Source organism: Actinoallomurus acanthiterrae, from assembly GCF_054775715.1.
Map to the genome: position 1 here is coordinate 9,448,986 of NZ_BAAHCO010000001.1, position 24,307 is coordinate 9,473,292.

25 protein-coding genes and 4 pseudogenes are annotated in these 24,307 nt (G+C 71.4%); 12 read left to right on the top strand and 17 right to left on the bottom strand.

Annotated elements, in window-relative coordinates:
- Nucleotide 1: 1 nt before the first annotated feature.
- Genes ACYVF7_RS44495 through ACYVF7_RS44510 form a run of 4 tightly spaced genes read left to right on the top strand, consistent with a single transcriptional unit; the run spans nucleotide 2 to nucleotide 2,827 of the window.
- Nucleotides 2–892 (top strand): metal ABC transporter substrate-binding protein, encoded by an 891-nt coding sequence (locus ACYVF7_RS44495; RefSeq protein ID WP_460352006.1) that lies wholly within the window; start codon nucleotides 2–4, stop codon nucleotides 890–892.
- Entirely contained in the window at nucleotides 889–1,644 is a 756-nt protein-coding gene (locus ACYVF7_RS44500; RefSeq protein WP_460352007.1) for a metal ABC transporter ATP-binding protein, read from the top strand. Before ACYVF7_RS44495 ends, ACYVF7_RS44500 begins: the two co-directional genes overlap by 4 nt.
- Nucleotides 1,641–2,462 carry a metal ABC transporter permease gene (locus ACYVF7_RS44505; protein WP_460352008.1) on the top strand — a complete coding sequence of 274 codons (822 nt, stop codon included), beginning with the start codon at nucleotides 1,641–1,643 and terminating at the stop codon, nucleotides 2,460–2,462. The genes ACYVF7_RS44500 and ACYVF7_RS44505 overlap by 4 nt, the downstream gene beginning before the upstream one ends.
- Complete coding sequence (locus tag ACYVF7_RS44510; protein WP_460352009.1) at nucleotides 2,459–2,827, top strand: Fur family transcriptional regulator; 369 nt, start codon at nucleotides 2,459–2,461, stop codon at nucleotides 2,825–2,827. Before ACYVF7_RS44505 ends, ACYVF7_RS44510 begins: the two co-directional genes overlap by 4 nt.
- Before the next feature lie 72 nt (nucleotides 2,828–2,899).
- Here ACYVF7_RS44510 and ACYVF7_RS44515 read toward each other — a convergent pair whose 3' ends face one another.
- From ACYVF7_RS44515 to ACYVF7_RS44525, 3 genes are all read right to left on the bottom strand, one after another.
- Complete coding sequence (locus ACYVF7_RS44515; RefSeq protein WP_460352010.1) at nucleotides 2,900–3,421, bottom strand: hypothetical protein; 522 nt, start codon at nucleotides 3,419–3,421, stop codon at nucleotides 2,900–2,902.
- Nucleotides 3,422–3,651: 230 nt separating this feature from the next.
- Entirely contained in the window at nucleotides 3,652–4,416 is a 765-nt protein-coding gene (locus ACYVF7_RS44520) for an SDR family NAD(P)-dependent oxidoreductase (protein ID WP_460352011.1), read from the bottom strand.
- A 49-nt stretch (nucleotides 4,417–4,465) separates the two neighbouring features.
- Complete coding sequence (locus tag ACYVF7_RS44525; protein WP_460352012.1) at nucleotides 4,466–5,371, bottom strand: LysR family transcriptional regulator; 906 nt, start codon at nucleotides 5,369–5,371, stop codon at nucleotides 4,466–4,468.
- A gap of 106 nt (nucleotides 5,372–5,477) precedes the next feature.
- Between ACYVF7_RS44525 and ACYVF7_RS44530 the strand changes: the two genes are divergently transcribed.
- A complete protein-coding gene (locus ACYVF7_RS44530; RefSeq protein WP_460352013.1) occupies nucleotides 5,478–6,953 on the top strand; it encodes an MFS transporter in 1,476 nt (491 codons plus the stop codon).
- 37 nt (nucleotides 6,954–6,990) lie between these two features.
- Entirely contained in the window at nucleotides 6,991–7,683 is a 693-nt protein-coding gene (locus tag ACYVF7_RS44535) for a siderophore-interacting protein (protein WP_460352014.1), read from the top strand.
- A gap of 90 nt (nucleotides 7,684–7,773) precedes the next feature.
- Here the strand turns inward: ACYVF7_RS44535 and ACYVF7_RS44540 are convergent, their stop codons facing one another.
- Both ACYVF7_RS44540 and recO read right to left on the bottom strand, forming a co-directional pair.
- A complete protein-coding gene (locus ACYVF7_RS44540) occupies nucleotides 7,774–8,598 on the bottom strand; it encodes an isoprenyl transferase (protein WP_460352015.1) in 825 nt (274 codons plus the stop codon).
- A gap of 180 nt (nucleotides 8,599–8,778) precedes the next feature.
- Nucleotides 8,779–9,501: pseudogene (gene recO / locus ACYVF7_RS44545) on the bottom strand (DNA repair protein RecO); the annotation flags it as partial.
- Between the two features lie 116 nt (nucleotides 9,502–9,617).
- On the opposite strand from recO, the gene ACYVF7_RS44550 reads away from it, so the two are divergent.
- The 3 genes from ACYVF7_RS44550 to ACYVF7_RS44560 all read left to right on the top strand — a co-directional run bounded on the left by ACYVF7_RS44550 (nucleotide 9,618) and on the right by ACYVF7_RS44560 (nucleotide 11,442).
- On the top strand, nucleotides 9,618–10,046 hold the full coding sequence (locus ACYVF7_RS44550) for a hypothetical protein (protein ID WP_460352016.1): 429 nt from the start codon (nucleotides 9,618–9,620) through the stop codon (nucleotides 10,044–10,046).
- Nucleotides 10,047–10,153: 107 nt separating this feature from the next.
- Complete coding sequence (locus tag ACYVF7_RS44555) at nucleotides 10,154–11,191, top strand: M4 family metallopeptidase (protein WP_460352017.1); 1,038 nt, start codon at nucleotides 10,154–10,156, stop codon at nucleotides 11,189–11,191.
- The gene (locus ACYVF7_RS44560) at nucleotides 11,188–11,442 is read left to right on the top strand and encodes a protealysin inhibitor emfourin (protein WP_460352018.1); all 255 of its coding nucleotides are present in this window, start codon (nucleotides 11,188–11,190) and stop codon (nucleotides 11,440–11,442) included. Before ACYVF7_RS44555 ends, ACYVF7_RS44560 begins: the two co-directional genes overlap by 4 nt.
- 79 nt (nucleotides 11,443–11,521) lie before the next feature.
- Here the strand turns inward: ACYVF7_RS44560 and leuA are convergent, their stop codons facing one another.
- From leuA to ACYVF7_RS44575, 3 genes are all read right to left on the bottom strand, one after another.
- On the bottom strand, nucleotides 11,522–13,231 hold the full coding sequence (gene leuA, locus ACYVF7_RS44565; protein WP_460352019.1) for a 2-isopropylmalate synthase: 1,710 nt from the start codon (nucleotides 13,229–13,231) through the stop codon (nucleotides 11,522–11,524).
- 182 nt (nucleotides 13,232–13,413) lie between these two features.
- Nucleotides 13,414–14,271 (bottom strand): dimethylargininase, encoded by an 858-nt coding sequence (gene ddaH, locus ACYVF7_RS44570; RefSeq protein WP_460352020.1) that lies wholly within the window; start codon nucleotides 14,269–14,271, stop codon nucleotides 13,414–13,416.
- A gap of 121 nt (nucleotides 14,272–14,392) precedes the next feature.
- Nucleotides 14,393–15,007, bottom strand: a complete 615-nt coding sequence (locus ACYVF7_RS44575) for a zinc-ribbon domain-containing protein (RefSeq protein WP_460352021.1) — start codon at nucleotides 15,005–15,007, stop codon at nucleotides 14,393–14,395.
- A 162-nt stretch (nucleotides 15,008–15,169) separates the two neighbouring features.
- On the opposite strand from ACYVF7_RS44575, the gene ACYVF7_RS44580 reads away from it, so the two are divergent.
- Complete coding sequence (locus tag ACYVF7_RS44580) at nucleotides 15,170–15,808, top strand: hypothetical protein (protein WP_460352022.1); 639 nt, start codon at nucleotides 15,170–15,172, stop codon at nucleotides 15,806–15,808.
- A gap of 274 nt (nucleotides 15,809–16,082) precedes the next feature.
- On the opposite strand, the gene era is transcribed toward ACYVF7_RS44580, so the two are convergent.
- From era to ACYVF7_RS44620, 8 genes and pseudogenes are all read right to left on the bottom strand, one after another.
- Nucleotides 16,083–17,006 carry a GTPase Era gene (gene era, locus ACYVF7_RS44585; protein WP_460352023.1) on the bottom strand — a complete coding sequence of 308 codons (924 nt, stop codon included), beginning with the start codon at nucleotides 17,004–17,006 and terminating at the stop codon, nucleotides 16,083–16,085.
- A gap of 46 nt (nucleotides 17,007–17,052) precedes the next feature.
- Entirely contained in the window at nucleotides 17,053–17,382 is a 330-nt protein-coding gene (locus ACYVF7_RS44590; protein ID WP_460352024.1) for a cytidine deaminase, read from the bottom strand.
- Between the two features lie 40 nt (nucleotides 17,383–17,422).
- Nucleotides 17,423–18,732: pseudogene (locus ACYVF7_RS44595) on the bottom strand (hemolysin family protein).
- Nucleotides 18,729–19,211, bottom strand: a complete 483-nt coding sequence (gene ybeY, locus ACYVF7_RS44600; RefSeq protein WP_460352025.1) for an rRNA maturation RNase YbeY — start codon at nucleotides 19,209–19,211, stop codon at nucleotides 18,729–18,731. The pseudogene ACYVF7_RS44595 and the gene ybeY overlap by 4 nt, the downstream one beginning before the upstream one ends.
- Nucleotides 19,212–19,213: 2 nt before the next feature.
- Nucleotides 19,214–19,657, bottom strand: a complete 444-nt coding sequence (locus ACYVF7_RS44605) for a PhoH family protein (protein ID WP_460358459.1) — start codon at nucleotides 19,655–19,657, stop codon at nucleotides 19,214–19,216.
- A 153-nt stretch (nucleotides 19,658–19,810) separates the two neighbouring features.
- Nucleotides 19,811–20,638 (bottom strand): annotated as a pseudogene (locus ACYVF7_RS44610) (LAGLIDADG family homing endonuclease); the annotation flags it as partial.
- Nucleotides 20,627–21,334, bottom strand: a pseudogene (locus tag ACYVF7_RS44615) (PhoH family protein); the annotation flags it as partial. The pseudogenes ACYVF7_RS44610 and ACYVF7_RS44615, both read right to left, overlap by 12 nt.
- Before the next feature lie 116 nt (nucleotides 21,335–21,450).
- A complete protein-coding gene (locus tag ACYVF7_RS44620) occupies nucleotides 21,451–21,801 on the bottom strand; it encodes a histidine triad nucleotide-binding protein (protein ID WP_460352026.1) in 351 nt (116 codons plus the stop codon).
- A gap of 310 nt (nucleotides 21,802–22,111) precedes the next feature.
- Here ACYVF7_RS44620 and ACYVF7_RS44625 point away from each other — a divergent pair, with 310 nt between their 5' ends.
- Nucleotides 22,112–22,651, top strand: a complete 540-nt coding sequence (locus ACYVF7_RS44625) for a SigE family RNA polymerase sigma factor (protein WP_433183962.1) — start codon at nucleotides 22,112–22,114, stop codon at nucleotides 22,649–22,651.
- Complete coding sequence (locus tag ACYVF7_RS44630; RefSeq protein ID WP_460352027.1) at nucleotides 22,651–23,301, top strand: hypothetical protein; 651 nt, start codon at nucleotides 22,651–22,653, stop codon at nucleotides 23,299–23,301. Before ACYVF7_RS44625 ends, ACYVF7_RS44630 begins: the two co-directional genes overlap by 1 nt.
- A 178-nt stretch (nucleotides 23,302–23,479) precedes the next feature.
- Here ACYVF7_RS44630 and ACYVF7_RS44635 read toward each other — a convergent pair whose 3' ends face one another.
- Nucleotides 23,480–24,211 (bottom strand): 16S rRNA (uracil(1498)-N(3))-methyltransferase, encoded by a 732-nt coding sequence (locus ACYVF7_RS44635; RefSeq protein ID WP_460352028.1) that lies wholly within the window; start codon nucleotides 24,209–24,211, stop codon nucleotides 23,480–23,482.
- Nucleotides 24,212–24,307 lie beyond the last annotated feature (96 nt).

Sequence of the window (24,307 nt, forward strand, 5' to 3'; positions counted from 1 at the left end):
CGTGCGATACCGACGAGTCCTGCCTCTGTTGCTGGGCACCGCGCTGCTCGCGACCGCCTGCGGCGCGCGGGCGAACGACCACGGCGGTCCGAAAATCGTCGCGGCGTTCTATCCCCTGGCGTGGCTGGCGGGGCAGGTCGCCGGGCCCGACGCCACCGTTCAGAACCTCACCAAGCCCGGCGCCGAACCCCACGACCTCGAGCTCACCCCGCGTCAGGTGATCGACGTGGGCGAGTCCAAGCTGGCCTTCTACATCAAGGGCGTGCAGTCGGCCGTCGACAAGGCCGTGCACGAGCACGCCAAGAAGCACTCGCTCGACGCCGCGTCACTGGTCAAGACGCTTCCGGCGCCGCAGGACGAGGCCGCCCACGCGCCCGAGGATCCGCACCTGTGGCTGGACCCGAACCGGTTCGCCACCGTCGCCACCGCCCTGGGTGAGCGCCTCGCCGCGATCGACCCCGCCCACGCCGCCGGATACCGGTCGCGCGCCGCGCAGGTCGTCACCAAGCTGAACGCCCTGGACGGGGAGTTCCGTACGGGCCTGCGCGACTGCGCCCGCAAGGAGATCGTCACGAGCCACTCGGCGTTCGGTTACCTGGCTCAGCGGTACGGGCTGACGCAGGTCGGCGTGACCGGCCTCGACCCGGAGGCCGAGCCGTCTCCTGCCCGGGTGGCGAGCCTCACCCAGCTCGTACGGCGCACGGGGGCGACCACCGTGTTCACCGAGACGCTCGTGAGCCCGAAGACCGCCCAGACGCTCGCCACCGAGGCGGGCGTACGGACACAGGTGCTCGACCCCGCCGAAGGCGTGAAGCCGGGGTCGCACGACGACTACTTCTCGATCATGCGCCGTGATCTGGCGACGCTGCGACCCGCCCTAGGATGCCGATGACCGTTCCGTTCCGCATGACAGGCGGCGAAGTACGGCTGGACCGCCGGCCGGTGCTGCGCGGCCTCGACCTGACCGTCGAGCCGGGCGAGGTGCTCGCCGTGATGGGGCCGAACGGCTCCGGGAAGTCCACGCTGATCCGCTCGTTGCTCGGGTTGATCCCCCTGTCCGCCGGGCGGGTGGAGCTGTACGGCGTGCCGCCGGCGAGGTTCAAGGACTGGAAGCGCGTCGGGTACGTCCCGCAGCGGCTGTCGGTCGGCGGCGGCGTGCCCGCGACCGTACGGGAGGTCGTGTCGTCGGGCCGGATCGCGCGGCAGTCGCGGTTCCGGCCGTTCTCGGCGGCCGACCGGGCGGCGGTGGACCGGGCCCTGGAGGCCGTCGGCATGGCCGATCGCGCGCGCGACTCGGCGCAGGAGCTGTCCGGCGGCCAGCAGCAGCGCGTGCTCATCGCCCGGGCGCTCGCCGGTGAGCCGGACGTCTTCGTGATGGACGAGCCGACGGCGGGCGTCGACGCCGCCAGTCAGGAGACCCTCGCCCGTACGCTCCGCGAGCAGGTCGCCCAGGGCCGTACGGTCGTGCTGGTCGCGCACGAGCTCGGGCCGATGGAGCCGTTGATCACCCGTTCCGTGGTCCTGGAGAACGGCCGGATCGCGCATGAGGGCGCTCCGCCCACGCCGAAGGGCGAGTGCGCCCGGCCCGGCCATGACCACGTCCACCCGCACGCCCCGGCCGAGGAACCGCACCTGCTGTCATGATCGAACTCCTGTCGTACGACTTCCTGCGCCGCGCGCTGATCGCCGCGGTCCTCGTCGGCGTCGCCGCGCCGGCGGTCGGCACGTTCATCGTCCAGCGGCGGCTGGCCCTGCTCGGCGACGGCATCGGGCACATCGCGCTGACCGGCGTCGGTCTGGGCCTGCTCACCCGCAGCTCCCCCACGATCCTCGCGCTCGTCGTGTCCGCGCTGGGCGCGGTGGCGATCGAGCTGCTTCGGGTGCGGACGCGCACGGGCGGCGACGTCGCGCTCGCCCTGCTGTTCTATGGCGGGCTGGCCGGCGGCGTGCTGTTCGCCAACCTGTCCGGCGGCAGCGCGAACCTCGGCAGCTACCTGTTCGGGTCGATCAGCAGCGTCAGCACCGGCGACCTGTACATCATCGCCGGCCTGGCCGTCGCCGTGATCGTCATCCTGCTGTTGTTCGGGCGGGAGCTGTTCGTCCTGTGCCAGGACGAGGAGGTGGCCCGCGCGAGCGGCCTGCCGGTCCGGTTCCTGTCCCTGCTGATCGCGGTGACCGCCGCGCTGACCGTGGTCGTCGCGATGCGCGCCGTCGGCCTGCTGCTGGTCAGCGCGCTGATGGTGGTGCCGGTCGCGGCGGCGCAGCAGCTGACGCGCGGGTTCAAGGCGACGATCGGGCTCGCCGTCGTGGTGGGCGTCCTGGCGTCCGTCGGCGGGCTGTGGGTCTCGGTGGACGCCGACTTCGCCCCCGGCCCGACGATCGTGCTCCTCGCGATGGCCGTCTTCCTGGTCGCCGTCGGAACGGGAAGACTGGTCCGTATGCGCCGAACGGACGTATCGTGAGCGGCCGCCGCGAAGACGTGCGCCGGGCGCTCTCCGGCTGTGAGAGCTTCCGCAGCGCGCAGGACATCTACACCGACCTGCGGGCGTCCGGCTCGCGGATCGGCCTGACCACGGTGTACCGGGCGTTGCAGGCGCTCAGCGAGACCGGCGAGGTCGACGTGCTGCGCACCGACGACGGCGAGGCGATCTACCGGGCGTGCCGGACGGACGAGCACCACCATCACCTGGTGTGCCGCGTCTGCGGCCGTACGGTCGAGGTCGAGGGGCCGGCGGTGGAGACCTGGGCGGCGGCGGTCGGCGCCGAGCACGGCTTCAAGGACGTCACGCACACGGTCGAGGTCTTCGGCACCTGCTCCGAGCACTGAGCACCGCGGCCGCGAACGGTTGAAAGGACCGGTCGCGGTCGGCCGGCGGCGCGGAGACCCTGGTGACGCCGATCAGCCGACCGGGGCGGGGACCCCGGTGACGCCGATCAGCCGACCGGGGCGGGGACCCCGGTGACGCCGATCAGCCGACCGATGCGGAAGATCCTGGTTGCGCTGGTCAGCCGGCCGGGCGACGAAGCAGACGGCGCAGAACACGAAGGCCCCGGCGTAGATCAGCCAGGCGACGCGGGAGAAGAGCGGCCGCACCCGCTCCCGAGCCGGTCCGCCGGCCCAGCGGCGCTGCTGCACGACGGCGGTCCGCGACGGCCCCTGATCGCTGTCGTCGGCCACGAACCCGAGCTCCCGGAGGGCGTCGACGAAGGCGGCCACGTCGACCGGCTCCCCCACCGCCCGTTCCGCCTCCGCCGCGGCGGCGGCGACGGTGTCACCGCGTTGCAGCGCCCGGATCACGACCGCGCCCACGGCCGGAATCGCGACGTAGCTCCCCGATTCCGGGTCGCCGACGAGAACGTCGTCGCCCTCGTCCACCAGCGTCAGCGGTCGCAGGTGAACCACCGCATCCGCGATCTGCATCCGTGCCGCCTCCCGCCGAGTGATGAGGGCAGCCACTGTCGCCCGGCCCCCTTGCAGGGCCCCTTGCAGATGGCTTGCGGGCCTCATGCACCCGACGCGTCCGCCCGGCCGGCGCACACGGGCGTACGGTCCAGCCGGCGCGTACGGTCCAGCCGACGCGCACGATCCGGCCGCCGGCGTACGGTCGAGGCCGAGGGGCCGTGAGGATCTGGGCGGCGGCGCGCCCGCGTTCAGGCTTCCTCGGGGTCGTGTCCGAGCACGGAGCGTCCGCCGTCGAGGGGGACGGTCGCGCCGCTGATGAAGCTCGCGTCGTCGGAGAGCAGGTAGGCGACGGTGGCGGCCACCTCCTCCGGCCGTCCCACCCTGCCGAGGGGATGCAGCAGGCGCATCTCATGCTCGATCCGGGTGGCCGCCGCGGGCTCCTGCCCGCGAAGGAACGCCTCGTAGCGTTCGGTGGCGATCGACCCGAGAGCGACGGCGTTGACCCGGATGCCGCGCGCCCCGTAATCGACGGCGAGTGATCGGGTGAGCCCCTCCGTGGCGGCCTTGGCCGTCGCGTACGGCAAGGACCCCCGGACCGGCCGCTGCGCCTGGTGGGAGGAGACGTTGACGATCGCCCCGCCGGTCCCGGCGTCGAGGAAGCGGCGGATCGCCGTCATGCATCCGGCCACGGCGGGGCCCAGGTTCGACGCGATGAGGTCCAGCACCTCGCGCGCCGATGGCAGGTCCAGCGAGGCCGGGCCGAACACGGCGGCGTTGTTGACCCAGCCGGCGAGGGTGCCGGCGGCCTGCGCGAGGTCCGCGGCCTGCTCCGTGACGGCCTCGTCGGCGGCGTCGCCGGCGACCGCGATCACGCGGGGACGGGTAGGGGTCCAGGCGAGCGCCGACGGGTCGCGTTCGATCACGACGACGTGATTCGCGTCTTCGAGGAGTCGTTCGACGACCGCGCGTCCGATGCCACGGCCGCCTCCGGTGACGACGTAGGAATGACTCACATCGACCCCTCTCGTCAAGATCACGACCCTATCGGCCCATGCCGGACGGTCAGCGTTCGGCGACGACGTCGCGTACGCAGCGACGCAGCCAGGCGTGGGCGGCGTCGGCCTCGTAGCGGCGGTGCCAGGCCATGGCGATCATGTTGGAGGGCGTCTCGACGGGCAGGTCGAAGGCGACCAGGCCGAACCGCTCGAGGACGGGCCCGTGAATGCGGCGGCCCGCGCGTCCGACGAGGTCGGTCTCGGCCAGCATGACCAGCGCCGAGGAGAACGTCGGCGCCGACGCCACCACCCGGCGGCGCAGGCCGCGTTCGGCGAGCCGCTCGTCGATCGGTCCCTCGAGTCTGCCCCGCCGCGACACCGTCAGGTGCTCGGCCGCGGCGAACCGCTCGGCGGTCGGTTCGCCGTCGAGAAGCGGATGCCCGGTACGGACCACGCCGACCGGCTGATCCTCGATGAGCGGTTCGACCCGTACCTCCGGCGGCACGCCGTCGATGACGCCGATCTCCAGGTCGACCCGGCCGTCGCGCAGCCCGGACGTGTCCTCCGGTCCCTCCGGGAGGAATCGCAGGGCCGCGCCCGGCGCGTCCCCGCGGATCCGGCCGAGCAGCGCGGGCCCGACCACCGTGATGATCGAGTCGTCGGCCTGCAGGGTGAACGTCCGTTCCAGGGCCGCCAGGTCGAGATCGCGCGGCGAGAACACCGCGGCCGCGCGTTCGACCAGTTCGTGGACTTCCGCCCGGATGGCCAGCGCCCTCGGGGTGGGGACCATCGCCTGCCCGGACCGCACCAGCACCGGGTCGCCGAGCGCCTTGCGGATGCGCGCGAGCGTACGGCTCATCGCCGGGCTCGACAGGTGCAGGCGCAGGGCCGCGCCGCCGACGCTGCCCTCCTCCAGCAGGGCGTCGAGGGCGACGAGAAGGTTGAGGTCGAGCTTGGAATGCGTGACGCGCACTTATCACCTGCAAAAAGTGCATTTGAGGGCAAGTACCTGCGCAGCTTAGCGTGTTACTCGTTCGAGGCCTCGAACCTCCCGTCCGCACCGACCCGAGGTTCGTCACATGACCGTTCAGACTCCCCTGGCCGCGCCCGCGGATCAGGGCCACCCCCGCCGTACCCTCATCCTCGCCCTGATGGCCGCCTGCGCGACGATGACCGTCGCGCTCGTGGCGGCCATCAACCTCGCCGTGCCGAAACTGGCGGCGAGCTCCCTGCACCCGTCCGCGGCGCAGCTGCTCTGGATCGTCGACGCGTTCGTCATCGTCTTCGCCTGCCTGCTCATTCCGGCGGGCGCGGTCGGCGACCGGTACGGCCGCAAGGGCGCCCTGCTCGCCGGCCTGGCGGTCTTCGCGGCGGGTTGCGTCGCCTCGGCGCTCGCCCCGAACGTGGGCGCGCTGATCGCCGGCCGCGCTGTCACGGGCCTCGGCGCGGCGCTCGTCATGCCCGCGACGCTGTCGCTCACCATCCAGGTCTTCCCGCCGCGGCTGAGGGCGCAGGCCATCGCCTCCTGGACCGCGGCCACCGGCGTCGCCGGGATCATCGGCAACATCGGCGGCGGTCTCGTCCTGGAGTACCTCCCCTGGCAGGGGCTGTTCTGGGCGGTCGCGCCGATCATGCTGGTCCTGCTGGCGCTGTCCGCGCGGATCGCACCCCGTTCCGAGCGGCACCCCGCCGACCTCGACCTCGTCGGCTGCGGCGTGCTGGTCCTCGCGTTCGTCGCCCTGCTCTACGGCATCATCGAAGGACCGGAACTCGGCTGGTCGTCCTGGCCGGTGCTGGGCGCGTTCGCCGCGTCGGCGCTGGTGCTCGGCGTCTTCGTCGCGTACGCGCTGCGCGCCGCGCACCCGCTGATCGACCCGCGGATCTTCCGGGTCGCCCGGCTGCGCTCCGGCGTCGCCGGCATCACGGTCACGTTCTTTGGCCTGTTCGCGCTGTTCTTCGTCAACGCGCAGTACCTGCAGTACGTGAAGGGCTTCTCGCCGCTGCTGACCGGCGTGGCCATCGGCCCGCTCGCGCTCGGCATGATGGTCGTCTCGCGGCGCAGCGTCGCGCTGGCGGCCCGGTTCGGCGGCCGGCGCGTCGTCCTGGCCGGGATGCCGGCCATCGCCTGCGGTCTCGGCCTGCTGTCGACCACCGGCCCCGGCACGCCGTACGCCCTGTACGCCGCCTACCTGGTGCTGATGTCGGTCGGCATGGGACTGGCCGTTCCCGTCCTGTCCACCGCCGTCATCGGCGGGTTGCCCCCGGCGCGGGCGGGCCTCGGCTCCGGGCTGAACGGCGCGGCGCGCGAGGTGGGCAGCGCGCTCGGCGTGGCCGTGCTCGGCACGATCCTCAGCAGCCGGTTCGCCGCGGGACTGCCCGCCGGTGTGCATGCCCACGCGATCGGCCAGGCTCTCGCGCGGACCGGCCCGGACGCGCACGCGCCGATCCTGTCGGCGTTCACCGACGCGATGGCGGCCGGGTACCGGGTGATCGCCCTCATCGTGCTGGCCGCCGCCTTCGTGGTCGCGTTCTGGTACCGGCCGGCGGAGAAATGATCTAAAGTCGCGATATATCTCGTATGGAGGTGGATCCATGCCGCTCAGCCCTGCCCGCGGTGTCGGGCGCGCCCTGGCCGACCGCCTGTTCGTCCGCGGCACCGTGGCGGACGTCGACCAGATCACCCGCCGGATGCGCCGGATCACCGTGACCGCGCCGGGGCTCTCCTGGACCCCGGGCCAGCAGATCCGGGTGGCCGCCGACGGGCTCCTGACCCGCCGCACGTACTCGGTCTGGGACTACGACGGATCGTCCCTGGAGCTGTGCGTCCTCGACCACGGCGACGGACCGGGCGCGCGCTGGGCCCGTACGGTCCGGCCCGGCGACGACGTCGTCTTCGGCGGGCCGGAGGGCGGCTTCGTGACGCGGCCGTCGCCGTACCACCTGTTCGCGGGCGAGGAGACCGCAGCGGTCGCCTTCGGGCCGATGGTCCGCGCGCTCGACGACGCTCCCGCGTACGGCGTCATCGAGGCCGACGCGCCGGACGACCGGCTGCCGGTGGACCTCACCTGGCGCTACCGCGAGGGCGCGCCCGCCGCCTCGTCGGCCACGCTCGTCGCGGCCGTCCGCGACCTCGACCTGCCGGACGAACCGGGCACCGCCTACGTCGCCGGCGAGGCGCGCACCGTCCAGGCCGTCCGCGACCATCTCGTCCGCGAGCGCGGCTGGCCCCGGCGCTCGGTGCTCACCAAGCCCTTCTGGACACCGGGCAAGAAGGGCCTGGAATGAGCCTGGACCGTGTCCGGGACCCGTTCAGCGCGCGGATACGGGTGTTGCCGGGCGAGTTGCTCGCCGGCCGTCCTGCGGTCCTGGATCCGTTCAGCGTGCGGAGACGGGCTCGCCGCCGTCCCGGCTCGTCTCGGGGAAGGTGACCTCGTTCGGTATCGCTCCGCCGAAGCGCCGGTCGCGGCGGGCGTACTCCTCGCACGCCTGCCAGAAGTGCCGGCGGTCGAAGTCCGGCCACAGGATGTCCTGATACACGAACTCGGCGTACGCGGCCTGCCACACCAGGAAGTTGGAGCTGCGCCGCTCGCCCGACGGGCGCAGGAACAGGTCCACCTCCGGGATCTCCGGACGGTACAGGTAGCGCGCGAAGACCTTCTCGTTGATCTTCTCCGGGCGGAGCTTCCCGGCCTGGACGTCGCGAGCGATGGCCGCGGCGGCGTCCGCGATCTCGGCCCGGCCGCCGTAGTTGACGCAGAACTGCAGGGTGAGCACCTTGTTGTTCGTCGTCATGCGCTCGGCGTCCTCGAGCTCCTTGATGACGCTGCGCCACAGCTTCGGGCGGCGACCGGCCCAGAGGACGCGGACGCCCATGGAGTTCAGCTGGTCACGGCGGCGGCGGATCACGTCGCGGTTGAAGCCCATGAGGAACCGCACCTCGTCCGGCGACCGCCGCCAGTTCTCCGTGGAGAAGGCGTACGCCGACAGGTACGGCACGCCGAGCTCGATCGCCCCCATGATCACGTCGAAGAGGGAGTACTCCCCCATCTTGTGGCCCTCGGTGCGCGGCAGGCCGCGTTCCTTGGCCCATCGCCCATTGCCGTCCATGACGACGGCGACATGCCGGGGGATCAGATCCTTCGGGATGGCGGGCGGCCGTGCGCCGCTCTCGTGCGGGTCCGGCGGCTGTACGCCCCTCATGGTCCGGTGGTCTCCTCACTCAATGGTCATCGTTCAGCGCCCGCCGTGGAAGGGCGCGGCCTCGTCCCGCGGCCAGCCGCCAAGCGCCTCGTGTCCGGGCCCGACGGTCGCACTCGGCTGCTCACTCACTCCGCGACCAGCCTCGTCCCTCGGCCGGTCACTCCGTTCGTTCGGCGCCTCGCGCTCCACGTGCTTGAGGGAGCGGATCCCGTGCTCCAGATGCCACTGGAGGTAGGCCGCGACGAGGCCGCTGCACTCGAGCCGATGCCGCGACTCGCTGCGGTCCGCGCGCTCCCAGTCGCCGCGCAGCAGAGCGATCATCAAACCGACCGTCGCCTCGGCGGGACTGGCGGACCCGGGGGGACGGCAGGACCCGCACACCATACCGCCGGCCGCGATCGCGAACGCCCGGCCGGTGCGCTCGCCACAGCGCGCGCACTCCTCCAGCGACGGGGCGTACCCCGCGATGGCCAGCGAGCGGAGAAAATAGGCGTCGAGGACGAGGCGGGGATCGTGCCCGCCCTCCACGAGGGTGCGCAGCCCGCCGATGACCAGCAGGAACTGCCGGAGCGCCGGATCCTTCTCGATGGGGGTGAGCTTCTCCGCGGTCTCCAGCATCGCCGTGCCCGCGGTGTAGCGCGGATAGTCGGTGACGAGGCGCTCGCCGTACGGGCGGAGCGTCTCGGCCTGCGTGATCAGGTCAAGGGAGCGGCGCTCGTACAGCTGCAGGTCGACGTGGGTGAACGGCTCCAGCCGGGCGCCGAACCGGGACTTGGTCTTACGGATGCCCTTGGCCGCGGCCCGGACCCGCCCGCTGCGGCGGGTGAGGATCGTCACGATGCGGTCTGCCTCGCCCAGCTTCTGGGTACGCAGGACGACGCCTTCGTCACGATAGAGACTCACCCGTCCATTGTCCCGCAGATGCCGGGTGGAACCGGCAGGAACCCGCTACGGTCCAAGGTCGTTGACTTGACGATCACACCCAGAGGCTCGTACGAGCCGATGTCTCAGGAGACAACGTGACCTGCTTCTTCGACGCTTCACACGGCCCGGCCACCCAGGACATCACGTGGACGCCGCAGTGGGGGTCGCCACGCCCCGTACGCTGCTGTGCGGCGTGTGCGCAGCGCTGGATGGAGTACCTCCAGGCACAGAGCGGATACCCGCAACCGGGCTACCCGCAGCAGGGTTACGCCCAGCCGCACGGCTACCAGCAGGGGTACCCGCAGCAGGCCTACGGCTACCCGGACCGTGACTACGACCACCACCACGGGCAGCGCCAGTACGGTCTCGGCACGGTGGCGGCCGCGGGTGCCGCGGGTTTCGTCGGCGGCATGGTCGTCAACGAGCTGCTGGACGACGATGACGACCACGAGCATGTCGAGGTCATCGAGCACGTCGTCCACGAGGACAACGACTACGACGGTGGCTACGGGGGCGATTGGTGACAAAGCGCCCACCGTTGCATAACGGAAGCGTCCTCTGACGGAACGTGACCGGATGCGGCCCGTGTAACGCATGGCCGGGGGGGCACGCGCGTGGGACCGTTGGCCCCATGAGATGCGCAATCATCCCGCCACACGTCCTGGACCACATCGCCGAGCACCATGAAGAGGAGCGGCTGCGCGAGCTCGCTCAGCGCACCCTGGTCATCGACCACGGGCAGCGCCAGACGCGCGCGGCCGCTCAACTGATCTCCGAAGCGGAGCCGACCACCGGGCCGGCGACGGCGAAGCGGACGATCCACGACGCCAAGCACCACCAGACGCTGCCCGGCAAGACCGTTCGGTCCGAGGGCGGTCCCGCGACGGGCGACAAGGCCGCCGACGAGATCTACGACTGGCTCGGGGTCACCTTCGACTTCTACCGCAGCGCGTACGGGCGCGACTCGATCGACGGCGCCGGGCTGCCGCTGGTCGCGACCGTGCACTACGCCGTCAACTATGACAACGCCTTCTGGGACGGCTCCCAGATGGTCTACGGCGACGGCGATCAGCAGATCTTCACGACGTTCACCGGGCCGCTCGACGTCACCGGTCACGAGCTGACCCACGGGGTCACCCAGTACTCCGGCGGGCTCGACTACTCAGGGCAGAGCGGCGCCCTCAACGAGTCGCTGTCGGACGTCTTCGGCTCGCTGGTCAAGCAGTACCACCTCGGCCAGACCGCGGACCAGGCCGACTGGCTCATCGGCCAGGGCATGTTCGCCGCCGGGGTGCACGGCGTCGCGCTCCGCTCGATGAAAGCCCCGGGCACCGCGTACGACGACCCGAACCTCGGCAAGGACCCGCAGCCCGCCGACATGGCGCACTTCGTCAAGACGTCGCGGGACAACGGCGGCGTGCACATCAACTCCGGGATCCCCAACCGCGCGTTCTACCTCGCCGCGACCGCGATCGGCGGTCACGCGTGGGAGAAGGCCGGGCGGGTCTGGTACGAGACGATCACCAGCCGCCGGGTGCCCACGGGCGCGGATTTCGCGACGTTCGCCGGCATGACCCACGAGACGGCGGGCAAGCTCTTCGGCGTGAACAGCGCGGAGAGCGACGCCGTACGCGCGGCGTGGACGACCGTCGGCGTGGAGATCGCGTGAAGGTTGCCGTCACCCGCAGCGGTGGATTCGCCGGGATGGTCCGCCGCGCCGAGCTCGACTCGGCGGACCATCCCGCGGCTGCCCGGCTCGTCGACGAGATCGACTTCGGTGGTGTGCCCGAGCCGGCACCGGCCGCCGATCGATTCGTGTACGACGTCGAGGTCGGCGATCGGACGGTGCCGGTCGCGGAGGCGGACCTGCACGGCCCGCTCCGCGATCTCGTCGACTACGTCCTGGCCAACGGCCGCTGATCGCCCCTCCTGAGGGCGCGGGCGGCCGGGCCGTCCGCCCACCGGATCGCGGCGGCCGGACGGCGGGTCTTCGATGGGGTCAGCGGGCCGCGCGGTTGACGGCCGACAGCACGGCCTTCAGCGAGGCGGTCACCGTGTTGGCGTCGATGCCGACGCCCCAGAACACCTGGTCGCCGACCTGACACTCGACGTACGCGGCGGCCTTCGCGTCGCTGCCCGCCGACAGGGCGTGCTCGGTGTAGTCGAGCACCCGGGCCTCGATGCCGACCGTGGCCAGGGCGTTGGTGAACGCGGAGATCGGGCCGTTGCCGATGCCCTCGATCTCGCGGATCTCGCCGTTCATCCGCAGGTCGACGTTGAGGACGTCCTTCTCGTCGACGCGGGAGCTCGCGCGATGCGCCAGCAGGCCGGCGCGCGGCCCGTTGGTCAGGAACTCCCGCTCGAAGATCTCCCACATCTGCTCCGGCGTGACCTCGCCGCCCTCGCCGTCGGTGTGCTCCTGGACGACGCGGGAGAAGTCGATCTGCAGCTTGCGCGGCATGTCGAGCGAGTGCTCGGTCTTCATGATGTAGGCCACGCCGCCCTTGCCGGACTGGCTGTTGACCCGGATCACCGCTTCGTACGACCGGCCGACGTCCTTCGGGTCGATCGGGAGGTACGGCAGCGCCCAACGGAACTCGTCCACCGGCACACCGGCCGCCGCCGCGTCGCGCTCCAGCGCGTCGAAGCCCTTTTTGATGGCGTCCTGGTGGGAGCCGGAGAAGGAGGTGTAGACGAGGTCGCCGGCGTACGGGTGGCGCTCGTGCACCGGGATCTGGTTGCAGTACTCCACGGTGCGGCGGATCTCGTCGATGTCGGAGAAGTCGATCCGCGGGTCGACGCCCTGGGAGAAGAGGTTCATGCCCAGCGTGACCAGGCAGACGTTGCCGGTGCGCTCGCCATTGCCGAACAGGCATCCCTCGACACGGTCGGCGCCCGCCATGATCGCCAGCTCGGCGGAGGCCACGCCCGTGCCGCGGTCGTTGTGCGGGTGCACCGACAGCGCGACGTGCTCGCGGCGGGACAGGTTGCGGCTCATCCACTCGATCTGGTCGGCGTAGACGTTCGGCGTGGACCGCTCGATCGTGGACGGCAGGTTGAGGATAATCTCGCGGTCCGGGCCCGGCTCCCAGGTGTCCATGACCGCCTCGCACACCTCGTGCGCGAACTCCAGCTCGGTGTCGATGAAGATCTCCGGGCTGTACTCGTAGCCGAAGTCGCAGTCGCCCAGGTACTTCTCGGCGTACTTCATGACGTGCTGGGTGCCCTGCACCGCGAGGGCCTTGCACTCGTCCCGGTCGATGCCGAAGACCACACGCCGGAACAGCGGCGCCGTCGCGTTGTACAGGTGGACCGTCGCCCGGGGCGCCCCGGCCAGCGACTGTACGGTCCGCTCGATCAGCTCCTCGCGCGCCTGCGTGAGGACGGAGATCTGCACGTCGGCGGGGATCCGGCCCTCTTCGATCAGCTGGCGGACGAAATCGAAGTCGGTCTGGCTCGCCGACGGGAAGCCGACCTCGATCTCCTTGTAGCCCATGCGGACCAGCAGCTCGAACATGGCCAGCTTGCGCGCCGGGCTCATCGGGTCGATCAGCGCCTGGTTGCCGTCACGCAGGTCGGTGGACAGCCAGCGCGGCGCCTCGGTGATCGTCTTGCTCGGCCAGGTACGGTCCGGCAGATCGACCGGCTTGAACGGGGTGTACCGGCCGAAGGGCATGGGACTGGGCTGTTGATTGATTCGAGGATTCATGAAAGAGGTGCTCCCGGAACAGATGCCTGCGGCCGACGGTCACGCCGAAGCCCCGCGGCGAGGGAGCCGACCTGTTACAGGCCCCCGCCGCGGCCGCTAAGGAGGAGCAGCTCGCACAGCACGTCGTACAAGCTAACAGATCGCACCCAGAGCATCCCAACCGGTCCCACCTGATGAGACGGTCACGGGATGAGGACGGATAGGCAGGTCACGCAGCCTTCCATCTTCTCGAACTCGCTGATGTCCACGACCGACACGTCGTAGCCCTCGTCGCGGAGTTGCTCGGCGGTACGCGGGGCGGACGCGGCGATGAGCACCTGCTTCTCTCCCAGGACGACCACGTGCGCTCCGGAGGGTTCCGGCGCCACGCGCAGGCCTGGCAGCGCCGTGGTGTCGACACAGTCGGGGTTGCCGATGAGCGTGCCGTCCGGGAGGGCCGTCATCGCCGTCTTCAGGTGCAGACAGCCGCCGAGCCCGACCGAGACGACGTGCCGGCCACGGGTGCCGAGGAGCCGGGGCAACTGGCAGATGGCGTCCTCGTTCGTCCGGCCGGAGCGCCCGACGTAGACGGTCGTGCCGACCTGCAGCACGTCACCGCCGTCGAGAGTGCCCTCCCCGTCGATCCGGGCGACCTCGAGCCCCAGCTCGGCGATCGCCCCCTCCATGGACTCCACCTCCGGGCGGCGCTCCGGCGCACCGGGCCGGGCGAGCACCGCCAGGCCGCCGCAGACCACGACGGTGTCCTCGACGAACACCGCGTCCGGCAGGTCGTCGGCCGACGGCAGCTCACGGACTCGCCAGCCCGCCGACTCCAGGGCGGCGACGTACGCCTCGTGCTGACGCGCCGCCAGATCGGCGTCGACCGGGGTCCGGTCGATGTGGGTCACGAGCCCGTCGCCCAGGCGCGGGCTCGGACGCCGAACGAGGGCGGTGCGCACGGTCGGCTCCTCGGATTCCAGCACGGACGGCTCCTGCCAGGTCACGGCGCTCCCCTCGTACGGGGGCGCCTCCGGTCGTCGCACTTCGGACACGGCGCTCATGTGTCCAGCCCTCTCGGCGCCTTCGGAACGACGCTCGCTCGCGCGGCCCCTAGGCGGTCGCGCCTTCGGGTCGACGCTCGCTCGCGCGGCGCCCTCGGTGGTCGCGCTTTCCGGGCGGCGCTCACTCGCGCGCGGCCCCCTCGGTGGTGGCGATGACGCCGAACGCGTGCGCCGGCGTGAGGCCCAGCCAGCCGGCGACCATGCGCAGGGCCTGGCGCTCCGCGTCGCTGAGCGCCCCGTCGGCCAGGGCGATGCGGACCGCCTGGGCCAGGAACCACTCCCGGGCCTCGGTCGTGAGCTGCGCCCCGGCCGTGGCGATCGGGTCCTGCACATCGCGGGGCGGGTTCTCGAGGTCGACCTGGAGCGCGTCGTCGTCGAAGTCGGTCGCGCCGTACCCGCGAACCGCCTCGACCGCGCGGCCCCGCGCTCGGGAGTCGGCCGAGTCGCCCGCGCCGAGGACGATCACGGTGGCGGCGCGCATCGCCACGGGGAGAGCGGCCTCCATCTGCTGGACCGTCGGCAGGCGCAGGGCACCGAGGTTGAAACGGTTACGGCAGGTCGTGCACTCGACGATCTCCCCCACGCGGGTCAGGGGGATCACCGGCAGGAAGAAGAGCGTGAACCACCGGCGAGCCACCCGGTGCCGGTAGTTCCGGTCACCTCCACAGTGTGGACAGTGAAAGTCACCTTCGCCCACGGTTCGGAAGAACACGGCGAACCCGAAGATCAACAGCACGGGCGACCTCCTCCTCTATCAACCCGATATCGGAGAATATCCACCTTGGTACCGCGCTCCGGCAGAGCGGCGGTGGCTCCCGCCCCGTCGATGCCGGTGACGACGGCGAAATCTCCGATGTTTCCCGGCCTCCTGCGTCGCCGGACGTTAGGCTGCCGCGCCATGACCACCCCGCCTGATGACGACCGCCGGCCCGACGCCTCGCCGTCCAGCCCTCCCCAATCCGACACCCGGAGGGTACGCGCGGCGGCCCCGGACGCCACAGCGGGTCCGGAGGGCACGGCCTCGCCGAGACCGCCTCAGATGTGGTTCACGCCGCCGGCTCCGGCCGCCCCGGAGCCGCCGTCCACGGCGCCCGTGCCGACGCCGGCCAAGAGCCTGGGCGAGTACGTCGACGTCCTGCTGATCGCCTCGGCGGCCCTGCTCCTCCTGTCGATCTTCCTGCCGTGGACCACGTGGAGCACGCCGGACCTCGGCCGGAGCGTCCTTCAGGGCATCACCCCGGCGCAGAGTCACCTCTCCTACGGGATGTCCGGCGCGCAAGGAGAGATCGTCCTTTTCGCCGGCATGGCCGCGCTGACCCTCGCCCTCGCGGGCCAGGCCGTCAACGAACGCTTCATCCCGTACGCGGCGATCCCGGGCGCCCTCGCCCTCATGGCGGTCTTCCACCGAGGCGTGACCCTCGGCGACGGCGGAGTGACCGAGTCGATCGCCTGGGGATTCTGGATCGCCGTGCTCGCGTCGGTGGCCGTCCTCGCGCTCGGCCTGGCCGCCCTCGCGCGCCGGCACCCGCAGTCGTGACACCGCTCCCCGGGCCCCGGCCGTAACCGCCCGCCCGGCCGTAGCGGCCCGGTCGGCCCCGCGCCGCACACTCGGTCATAGTGGCCCAGCGGACCTCCGTTGCCCGCTCGTCGTAGCGGCCCGGTCGCCTACCCGGTCATGGCGGCCCGGCGAACCTCCGCCACCCGATCCGTCGTAGCGGCCCGGTCGGCCCGGCCGCGCACCCGGCCATAGCCGCCCAGCGGACCTCCGCCACCCGCTCGTCGTGGCAGCCCGGTCGGCCCGCGGCGCGCGGTCAGTCGTAGAAGCCCAGGCGGCGCAGCTGTTTCGGGTCCCGCTGCCAGTCCTTCGCCACCTTGATCCGCAGGTCGAGGTAGACCTTGGTGCCGAGCAGCGCCTCGATCTGCTTGCGGGCGCGGGTGCCGACGTCCTTCAGTCGGGCGCCCTTGGGCCCGATGACGATGCCCTTCTGGCTGGGCCGCTCGACGAAGAGCCACGCGTGGACGTCGATCAGGTCGGCGCGGTCCTCACGGGGCCTGATCTCCTCGACCACCACGGCGATCGAGTGGGGAAGCTCCTCCCGTACGCCTTCCAGCGCGGCCTCGCGGATCAGCTCCGCCACGAGGATCTGCTCGGGCTCGTCGGTCAGCTCGCCTTCGGGGTACAGCGGCATGCCCTCGGGCAGCCGAGCCACCAGGAGGTCGCTGACCACGTCGAGCTGGTAGGCCGACTCGGCGGAACACGGCACCACGTCGGCCCACTCGCCGAGCCGGGAGACCTTCAGCAGCTGCTCGGCGACCTGCTTCCGGTCGGCGAGGTCGGTCTTGGTCACGATCGCGATGACCGGGGTCTTCTTCACCTGGGCGAGCTCCGCCGCGATGAAACGGTCACCCGGCCCGACGGGTTCGTTCGCGGGAACGCAGAACCCGATGACATCGACCTCGGTCAGCGTGGAGCGGACCAGGCTGTCCAGCCGCTCCCCCAGCAGCGTACGGGGCTTGTGCAGCCCCGGCGTGTCGACGATGACCAGCTGCGCGTCCGGCCGGTGCACGATGCCGCGGATGGCGCGACGCGTGGTCTGGGGCTTGCTGCTGGTGATCGCCACCTTCGTCCCGACCAGGGCGTTCATCAGTGTGGACTTGCCCACGTTGGGGCGCCCGATGAAGCAGGCGAACCCGGATACGAAACGAGTGCCGGTCGATGTCTGGGGCGAGGTCACACCGTCGATTGTCCCGTATTCCCCGCCCCGCTCCGACAGCACGCTCTCAGTCGGTCAGCACGGCCCGTACAGCGCCGTCCGGACCGGCGACGAGCACCGGTGCCTTCGCGGCGAGGTCACGGACCGCCGCCACGTCGGGAGCGGCGTCGTCGGTGACGACCGCGGCGGCCTCGAGGCTCTCCGCCCCGCTGGACACCGCCATCGCCACCGCCACCTGCAGCGCCGTCAGCTTCAGCGAGGGCAGATCCACCGTCGCGGCCGCGTACGTACGGCCGGTCTCGTCGCGGACGGCGGCGCCCTCCGCGGAACCCGCACGGGCCCGCGTGGACCGGGCCAGCGTGATGATCTTCGCGTCTTCGGGATCGAGCTCGCTCACGCGCCCCAGCGTACTCATTCCTCTCAGAGCCACGGGCGGGTCAGGCGTCGGCGTTCTCGCGCTCCTGCTCCGGTTCGGACTCCTCCGCCGGAATCCGCTCGACCAGCACGGTGCCGATGCGGTTGCGCCGGCGGCGAGGCTCTCGGCTGTCAGGCGCAGGCCCGCGACCGTCGCCTGCGACCCGGCGATCGGCACCCGGCCCAGCGCGTGCGCCAGCAGACCGCCGACGGTCTCCACCTCGTCCACGTCGATCTCCACCTCGAACAGCTCCGCGAGGTCCTCGACCGGCAGCCGCGCCGTGACCCGGGCCGAGCCGTCCGGCAGGCGCTCGACCCGAGGCGGCTCCTGGTCGTACTCGTCGGTGATCTCACCGACGATCTCCTCGAGGATGTCCTCGATCGTGACCAGCCCCGCCGTCCCGCCGTACTCGTCGATGACGATCGCGCAGTGGATCTGACGGGCCTGCATCTCGCGGAGCAGCTCGTCGATCGGCTTGCTGTCCGGGACGTACGTCGCCGGTCGCATGATCGAGTCGACCTTCTCGACCGACTCGCCCTCGCGGTACTCGTGACTCCGGCGGACGATGTCCTTCAGATAGGCGATGCCGACCACGTCGTCCTCGTTCTCCCCGACCACCGGGATCCGGGAGAATCCGCTGCGCAGCGCGAGCGACAGCGCCTGCCGCAGCGTCTTGTCGCGCTCGATGAAGACGATGTCGGTGCGCGGCACCATCACCTCGCGGACGAGCGTGTCGCCCAGCTCGAACACCGAGTGGATCATCTGGCGCTCGTCCGGCTCGATGAGGCGCCGCTGTTCCGCGAGGTCGACGAGGTCCCGCAGCTCCGCCTCTGACGCGAACGGGCCCTCGCGGAAACCCCGGCCGGGCGTCAGGGCGTTGCCGAGCAGGATCAGCAGCCGCGGCAGCGGCCCCAGCACCCGGGCCAGCGGATGGATCACCGCCGCGCCGGCCAGCGCGATCTTGTCGGGGTGCTGGCGGCCCAGCGTCCGCGGCGAGACGCCCACCGCGATGTAGCTGACGACGATCATGACGGCGGCGGCGGTGACGTACGCGCGCCAGTTCGCGCCCAGCCAGGTGATGCAGACGTCCGCGACGAGGACCGTCGCGGTCAGCTCGCAGCTCACCCGCAGCAGCAGCAGGAGGTTGAGGTAGCGCGGCGGGTCGGCGACGACCTCGGCGAGCTGGCGGGTGCCCCGCCGCTCCTCGCGTACGAGCTCCTCCACCCGGACCCGGGAGATCCGGGCCAGCGCGGTCTCGGCGCTCGCGAACAGACCGGCGACCGCCACCAGCGCGACGGCGAAGACGATCAACCAACCTTGGACGGCGGTCATGAGGAGGGCCGGGCGCGAGCCTCTCGCCACGAGGCGAGCAGCTCGGCCTGCAGGCCGAACATCTCCTTGTGCTCTTCGGGCTCGGCGTGGTCGTAGCCGAGCAGGTGCAGGATGCCGTGCGTGCACAGCAGGTGCAGCTCGTCCTCGGCGCTGTGCCCCGCCTTCTTGGCCTGCTTCGCCGCGACGGACGGGCACAGCACGACGTCGCCGAGCAGCGCCGGGTCCGGCGGGGCGTCGTCGGCGCCTCCGGACACGTGGCCCGGCCGCAGCTCGTCCATGGGGAAGGAGAGCACGTCGGTCGGGCCCGGCTCCCCCATCCACTTCTCGTGCAGCTCGGTCATGGCGTCCTCGTCGACGAGGAGGATCGACAGCTCCGCGAGCGGGTGGACCTGCAGCTGCTCCAGCACATGCGCCGCGAGGGCCTGGAGCGTGGCCTCGTCGGCCGGAGCCCCGGACTCGTTGAGGACCTCGATGCTCATGATCAGCGCCCCCGCTTGCGGGAGCCGCCGCGGCCCTGCGGGAGCTGAGCGGGCTGGGCGTCGTAGCGGCTGTACGCGTCGACGATCGCGCTCACCAGCTTGTGGCGGACGACGTCCTTGCTGGTCAGCGTGCAGAACGCGATGTCGTCGAGGCCCTCGAGGATGTCCTGGACGACCCGCAGCCCGCTCTGCTGCCCGGACGGCAGGTCCACCTGGGTGACGTCACCGGTCACGACGACCTTCGACCCGAAGCCGAGCCGGGTCAGGAACATCTTCATCTGCTCCGGCGAGGTGTTCTGCGCCTCGTCGAGGATGATGAAGGAGTCGTTGAGGGTGTTGTGCGTCAGCAGGTGGTCCTGGGTGACGTACAACGAGTCCTCTGCGGCCACCTGGATGCACACGCACTCCTCACGGCCCGCCGGCTCGATCTCGTCGATGAACCGCATCGGCCGCCCGCCGCCCCCGGCAGCGCGGTACTTCTCCCGCTTCCTGGTGAGCCGGAAGGGCTCGACGCCCTCAGGGAGACGGATGTCGACGATGTGGGCGTCACTCCGGTAGCCGACGTCACGGCCGTTCGCCCGTCCGGGCTTGCGGCCCTCGGCCAGGCGACGCCGCGTGTAGGCCACCCCGCCCAGCGACCGGACCAGTGCGATGACGTCGTCCCGGAGCAGGATCGATGTCGTCGTGAACTGGATGCGGCAGGTGCGATCGGCTTGCGTGACCGGCCCGCCGTCGCTGTCCAGGAGACCCTGGAGCATGGCGAGCCGGACCTCGGCGCTGTTGTGGAGGTACGCGTCCGGGATGAACTTCGTCGCCGACCGCGTGCCGCACAGTCCGAGTTCGCGCGCGACCGCGGTCACCGGGTTCGCGATGGTGATGACCTGGCCAGGCTCGGTGACGCGGTTCAGCGTGTAGTCGACGCCACCCTTGTGGCGGACCTCGACACCGGGGAGGAGCGCTTCAAGCGCGACGACGAGTTCAGGGTCGGTCGTGCCGAAGGAGGGCGTCGTGGAGCCGGTCAGGCAGCCGTCCCCCAGCAGCAGGCCCAGCGCGTACGGGTCCATGGGGACCTCACGCGCCGGGAACTGCACCGGGGCCGTGAGCAGCGGGAGCTCATAGCGCCGGGCGTGCGCCGCACGCAGGTTACCGATCATCTCCCGGGTCTCCAGAACCCGCCACGGCTTGTCGCGGCGCTTGTCCGCGGCGGTCCGGACCGTCCACAGATGCTCGCCGCAGCACAGGGTCCACGCGCCGTCCTGGGCGGTGACGCGGTAGATGTCCTTCTCGCCCTGCGGATACACGCCGAGGACCGGGGTCGGCTCACCGTTGGAGCCGATGACGAGGTCACCGACCTGGAGGTCGCCGATGGGACGCCAGCCGTCAGGCGTCAAAACCGGCATAAAGGTGGGTTGCGCGCGGCCCCGCATGTATGCCAGGGGCGCGACCTCGATGGTGCCGGCGGCCATGAGGCGGGGGATGGAGTCGGGGTCGACCATGTCGTGCAGCGCGTCGTACAGCGGGCGCAGGTACGGGTCGATCTTCTCGTACAGGGTGCCCGGCAGGAAGCCCAGCCGCTCGCCGGCCTCGACGGCGGGCCGGGTCAGGATGATGCGGTTGACCTCCTTGGCCTGCAGCGCCTTCACGGCCTTGGCCATGGCCAGGTAGGTCTTGCCGGTGCCGGCGGGCCCGATGCCGAACACGATGGTGTGCCGGTCGATCTCGTCGACGTAGTGCTTCTGGTTGAGGGTCTTGGGGCGGATGGTGCGGCCCCGCGACGACAGGATGTCGAGCGTGAGCACCTCGGCCGGCCGCTCCACCGTCTCGGCGCGCAGCATCGCGATGCTGCGCTCGATGGCGTCGGGGGTGATGGTGGTGCCGCTCTTGAGCAGAGCGAGCAACTCCTCGAAGAGCTTGGCGGCGAGGTCGGTCTCTTCGGCCCGGCCGGTGATCGTGATCTCGTTGCCACGGACGTGGACGTCGCTGTCGAACGCTCGCTCCACGACCTCGAGAAGCTCGTCGCGGGAGCCGAGGAGGGCGACCATCGAGTGATCGTCCGGAATCACGATCTTTATCTGCGCGCGCGCGCCGTCGGGCGCGGTGTCGGTCTGAATTGATTCGGCCATAGCGCGGCCTTGCGGCCTCTTCGCCCCTGCTTTCCGGTCACGTCGGGTCTTCGGCTGCGTCTCACCCATGTTACCGGCCCGCACCACTCATTTTCCGATCATGTGGGGACCGTCGCTCATCCCGGAGGCCAGCCCAGCCCGCGGCCTCCGAGGACGTGCGCGTGCACGTGGAACACGGTCTGCCCGGCGCCCGGACCGGTGTTGAACACGACGCGGTATCCGGCCTCGTCGACGCCGTCCGCGACCGCGACCTCGTGGGCCTCCCGGACCACCTGCGCGAGGAGCTCCCCGTCGGCGGCGGCGAGCGCCGCGGCGGTGGGGTGGTGCTCACGCGGGATGACGAGGACGTGCGTCGGCGCCTGCGGGTTGATGTCCCGGAACGCGATCGTCCGATCGGACTCGCGCACGATGTCCGCGGGCACTTCTCCGGATACGATCTTGCAGAACAAGCAGTCCTGTTCCGTCAATGAACTCTCCTTCGCCGGGGTCAGCGCATGTTATCGCGGCGAGGACCCCCTGGTCGTCTACGAATCGTTACGCACGCGGGCGTGTAAGGATGGCCAAGGCACTCCCTCGTCTGGTTATCGTTGCTCTCACGCGAACCCCCAGCGCCGGATCCGCAAACAAAATCCAAGCCGGGTGACGTTCGCGCGAACCTGCTGGGTCACGGCGTTCGTCCAATGAGACGACAACCGATGACAGCACTGACGGGCGGATAAGGCGAGACGAGGAATGCCCTTTCGTAAACCTGACGGCGAGGGCACGCGTCCTACTGATGTGACCGAGACCCTCGTGGCCAGAGGAACGACGGGCGCGGTGACCGTTGCCTGGGACGCTGACCAGGCGGTTACCGCGCTTTACAGCGCTCATTACCGCTCCCTCGTACGGCTCAGCGCCCTCCTCGTACGCGACCTCGCGACGGCGGAGGAAGTGGTGCAGGACGCCTTCGTCGCCATGCACGGGGCATGGCGGCGGCTGCGCGATCCAGAGAAGGCTCTGTCGTACCTCCGGCAGTCGGTGGTCAACCGGTCACGATCTGTATTGCGGCACCGGGCCGTTGTGGAGAAGTACGCTCCCAAGGGCCTGCCCGACGCGCCGAGCGCCGAGAACGGCGCGATCGTGGAGCTCGAGCGCTCCGCGGTGGTCAAGGCGCTGAGCGGGCTGCCGACCCGGCAGCGGGAGGCGCTGGTGCTGCGTTACTACGGCGATCTCTCCGAGGCGGAGATCGCCAATGCCATGGGGATCAGCCGGGGGGCCGTCAAGAGCCACACCGCGCGCGGGATGGCCGCGCTACGCAGCGTTCTGGAGCAGCTTTAATGACCGAACCCTTCGACGAGTACGGCGAGCACCTGCGCCGTGTCTTGCACACGGAAGCGGAAGCGGTCACGCCCTCTCCAGATGGGCTTGAGCAGATCCGCGCCAAGATCGGCAAGAAGCGCGAGCGGCGCTTCCTGGCCTGGTTCGCCATACCGTGGCTACGTCCGCTGGCGGCCGTAGCCGCCGCGATCGTCGTCGCGGGAGTCGCGGTGTCCGCGACCCCGGCGATCAAGACCTTCGTGCAGACGGGGCACTTCAGCCCCGACGACCATCAGGACGGCGGCACGTCCGTCGCGGGCGGGCAGCATGCGGTGACCGCACCGCCTCCGGTCAACCCCTCCCACCCTGGAACGAGCGCGTCGCCCCGTCCGACGGCGGTCCCGACGACGTCCGACGGCACGCACGTCGTCACCGGCCGTAAGTGTCCGCCGGGTGAGGGCACGATCAAGCCGCCGCCCGGCTCGACCGGTGCGAAGACGGCGACCGCGGGTCCGACGCCGCGGGTCACGTGCGGTCCGGCGTCGGCGACGTCGCCTCCGGCCTCACAGGACACGCCCACACCGCCCGTGTCGTCGCCGACGCAGTCGGCGACGACGAGCGTCGCGCCGACCAACGGCGCCCAGCAGCCGTCGACACAATCGTCCCCGTGACGGGCGCCGGCGACCGGCGCTGCTGAGCGGCACGATCGCCCTCGTGGCGTGGGGCTTCCAGCGGCCGACGCGGCTGAGATCTACCAGGGCGTCGGCGCTGCTGAGCGGCATGGTCACCCCCGTGACGGGCACCGGCGCGGTGCGGCCGAGCAGCACGGCCGCCCTCGTGGCGTGGGGTCTACCAGCGCCCGACGCGGCTGAGCAGCACGGCGGCCGCCGCGACGCCCGCGGTGGAGGTGCGCAGGACGGTCGGGCCGAGGAGGACGGGTGTTCCGCCCGCGGACTGGAACGCGGCGATCTCGTCGTCGGTCAGCCCGCCCTCGGGGCCGACGACCACGACGATGTCACCGGTGTCCGGGACGTCGATCCCGCTCAGCGGCCGCTCGGCCTCCTCGTGCAGGATCACGGCGAGCGCCGCGTCGGCGATACGCTCGGCCGCCGCGGCCGTACCGGCGGGCTCGGTCACCTCCGGCAGCCATGCCCGGCGGCTCTGCTTGGCCGCCTCGCGCGCCGTACCGCGCCACCGTGCGAGCGCCTTGGCGCGCCGGTCGCCCCGCCACTGCGTGACGCAGCGGGCGGCCGTCCACGGCACGATCACGTCGACGCCCACCTCGGTCATCGTCTCGACCGCGAGCTCTCCCCGGTCTCCCTTGGGCAGGGCCTGTACGACGACGATCCGGGGTTCCGGACGGGGGACCCGCCTGCGTGCGACGGCCTCCAGGTGGAGGCTGTCACGCTCGGCGGAGACGACGACGCATTCCACGAGCCGCCCCTCCCCGTCGCTCAGGTCGACCCGCTCCCCCGCCCGGAGCCGGCGTACGGCGGCCGCGTGGCGCCCCTCGGGCCCGTCGAGGAGGATCCGATCGGAATCGAGGCGCGCGGGCTCGGCGAGGAAGAGGGGTGGGCTCATGGGACCGATCGTAGGCGTGCCGCGGTGCCGGGAGCGCGCCTGAGCGGTCTCCGAACCGGCCGGCCGGTCTTGCCCAGTAGGCGTGCCGCGGTGTCG

Excerpts from the sequence above, each read along its gene's own strand:
- ACYVF7_RS44500 (WP_460352007.1), top strand. The coding sequence starts at position 889 with ATGACCGTTCCGTTCCGCATGACAGGCGGCGAAGTACGGCTGGACCGC.
- ACYVF7_RS44505 (WP_460352008.1), top strand. The coding sequence starts at position 1,641 with ATGATCGAACTCCTGTCGTACGACTTCCTGCGCCGCGCGCTGATCGCC.
- ACYVF7_RS44515 (WP_460352010.1), bottom strand. The coding sequence starts at position 3,421 with ATGCAGATCGCGGATGCGGTGGTTCACCTGCGACCGCTGACGCTGGTG.
- ACYVF7_RS44530 (WP_460352013.1), top strand. The coding sequence starts at position 5,478 with ATGACCGTTCAGACTCCCCTGGCCGCGCCCGCGGATCAGGGCCACCCC.
- ACYVF7_RS44535 (WP_460352014.1), top strand. The coding sequence starts at position 6,991 with ATGCCGCTCAGCCCTGCCCGCGGTGTCGGGCGCGCCCTGGCCGACCGC.
- ACYVF7_RS44540 (WP_460352015.1), bottom strand. The coding sequence starts at position 8,598 with ATGAGGGGCGTACAGCCGCCGGACCCGCACGAGAGCGGCGCACGGCCG.
- ACYVF7_RS44555 (WP_460352017.1), top strand. The coding sequence starts at position 10,154 with ATGAGATGCGCAATCATCCCGCCACACGTCCTGGACCACATCGCCGAG.
- leuA (WP_460352019.1), bottom strand. The coding sequence starts at position 13,231 with ATGAATCCTCGAATCAATCAACAGCCCAGTCCCATGCCCTTCGGCCGG.
- ddaH (WP_460352020.1), bottom strand. The coding sequence starts at position 14,271 with ATGAGCGCCGTGTCCGAAGTGCGACGACCGGAGGCGCCCCCGTACGAG.
- ACYVF7_RS44580 (WP_460352022.1), top strand. The coding sequence starts at position 15,170 with ATGACCACCCCGCCTGATGACGACCGCCGGCCCGACGCCTCGCCGTCC.
- ybeY (WP_460352025.1), bottom strand. The coding sequence starts at position 19,211 with ATGAGCATCGAGGTCCTCAACGAGTCCGGGGCTCCGGCCGACGAGGCC.
- ACYVF7_RS44605 (WP_460358459.1), bottom strand. The coding sequence starts at position 19,657 with ATGCGGTTCATCGACGAGATCGAGCCGGCGGGCCGTGAGGAGTGCGTG.
- ACYVF7_RS44630 (WP_460352027.1), top strand. The coding sequence starts at position 22,651 with ATGACCGAACCCTTCGACGAGTACGGCGAGCACCTGCGCCGTGTCTTG.
- ACYVF7_RS44635 (WP_460352028.1), bottom strand. The coding sequence starts at position 24,211 with ATGAGCCCACCCCTCTTCCTCGCCGAGCCCGCGCGCCTCGATTCCGAT.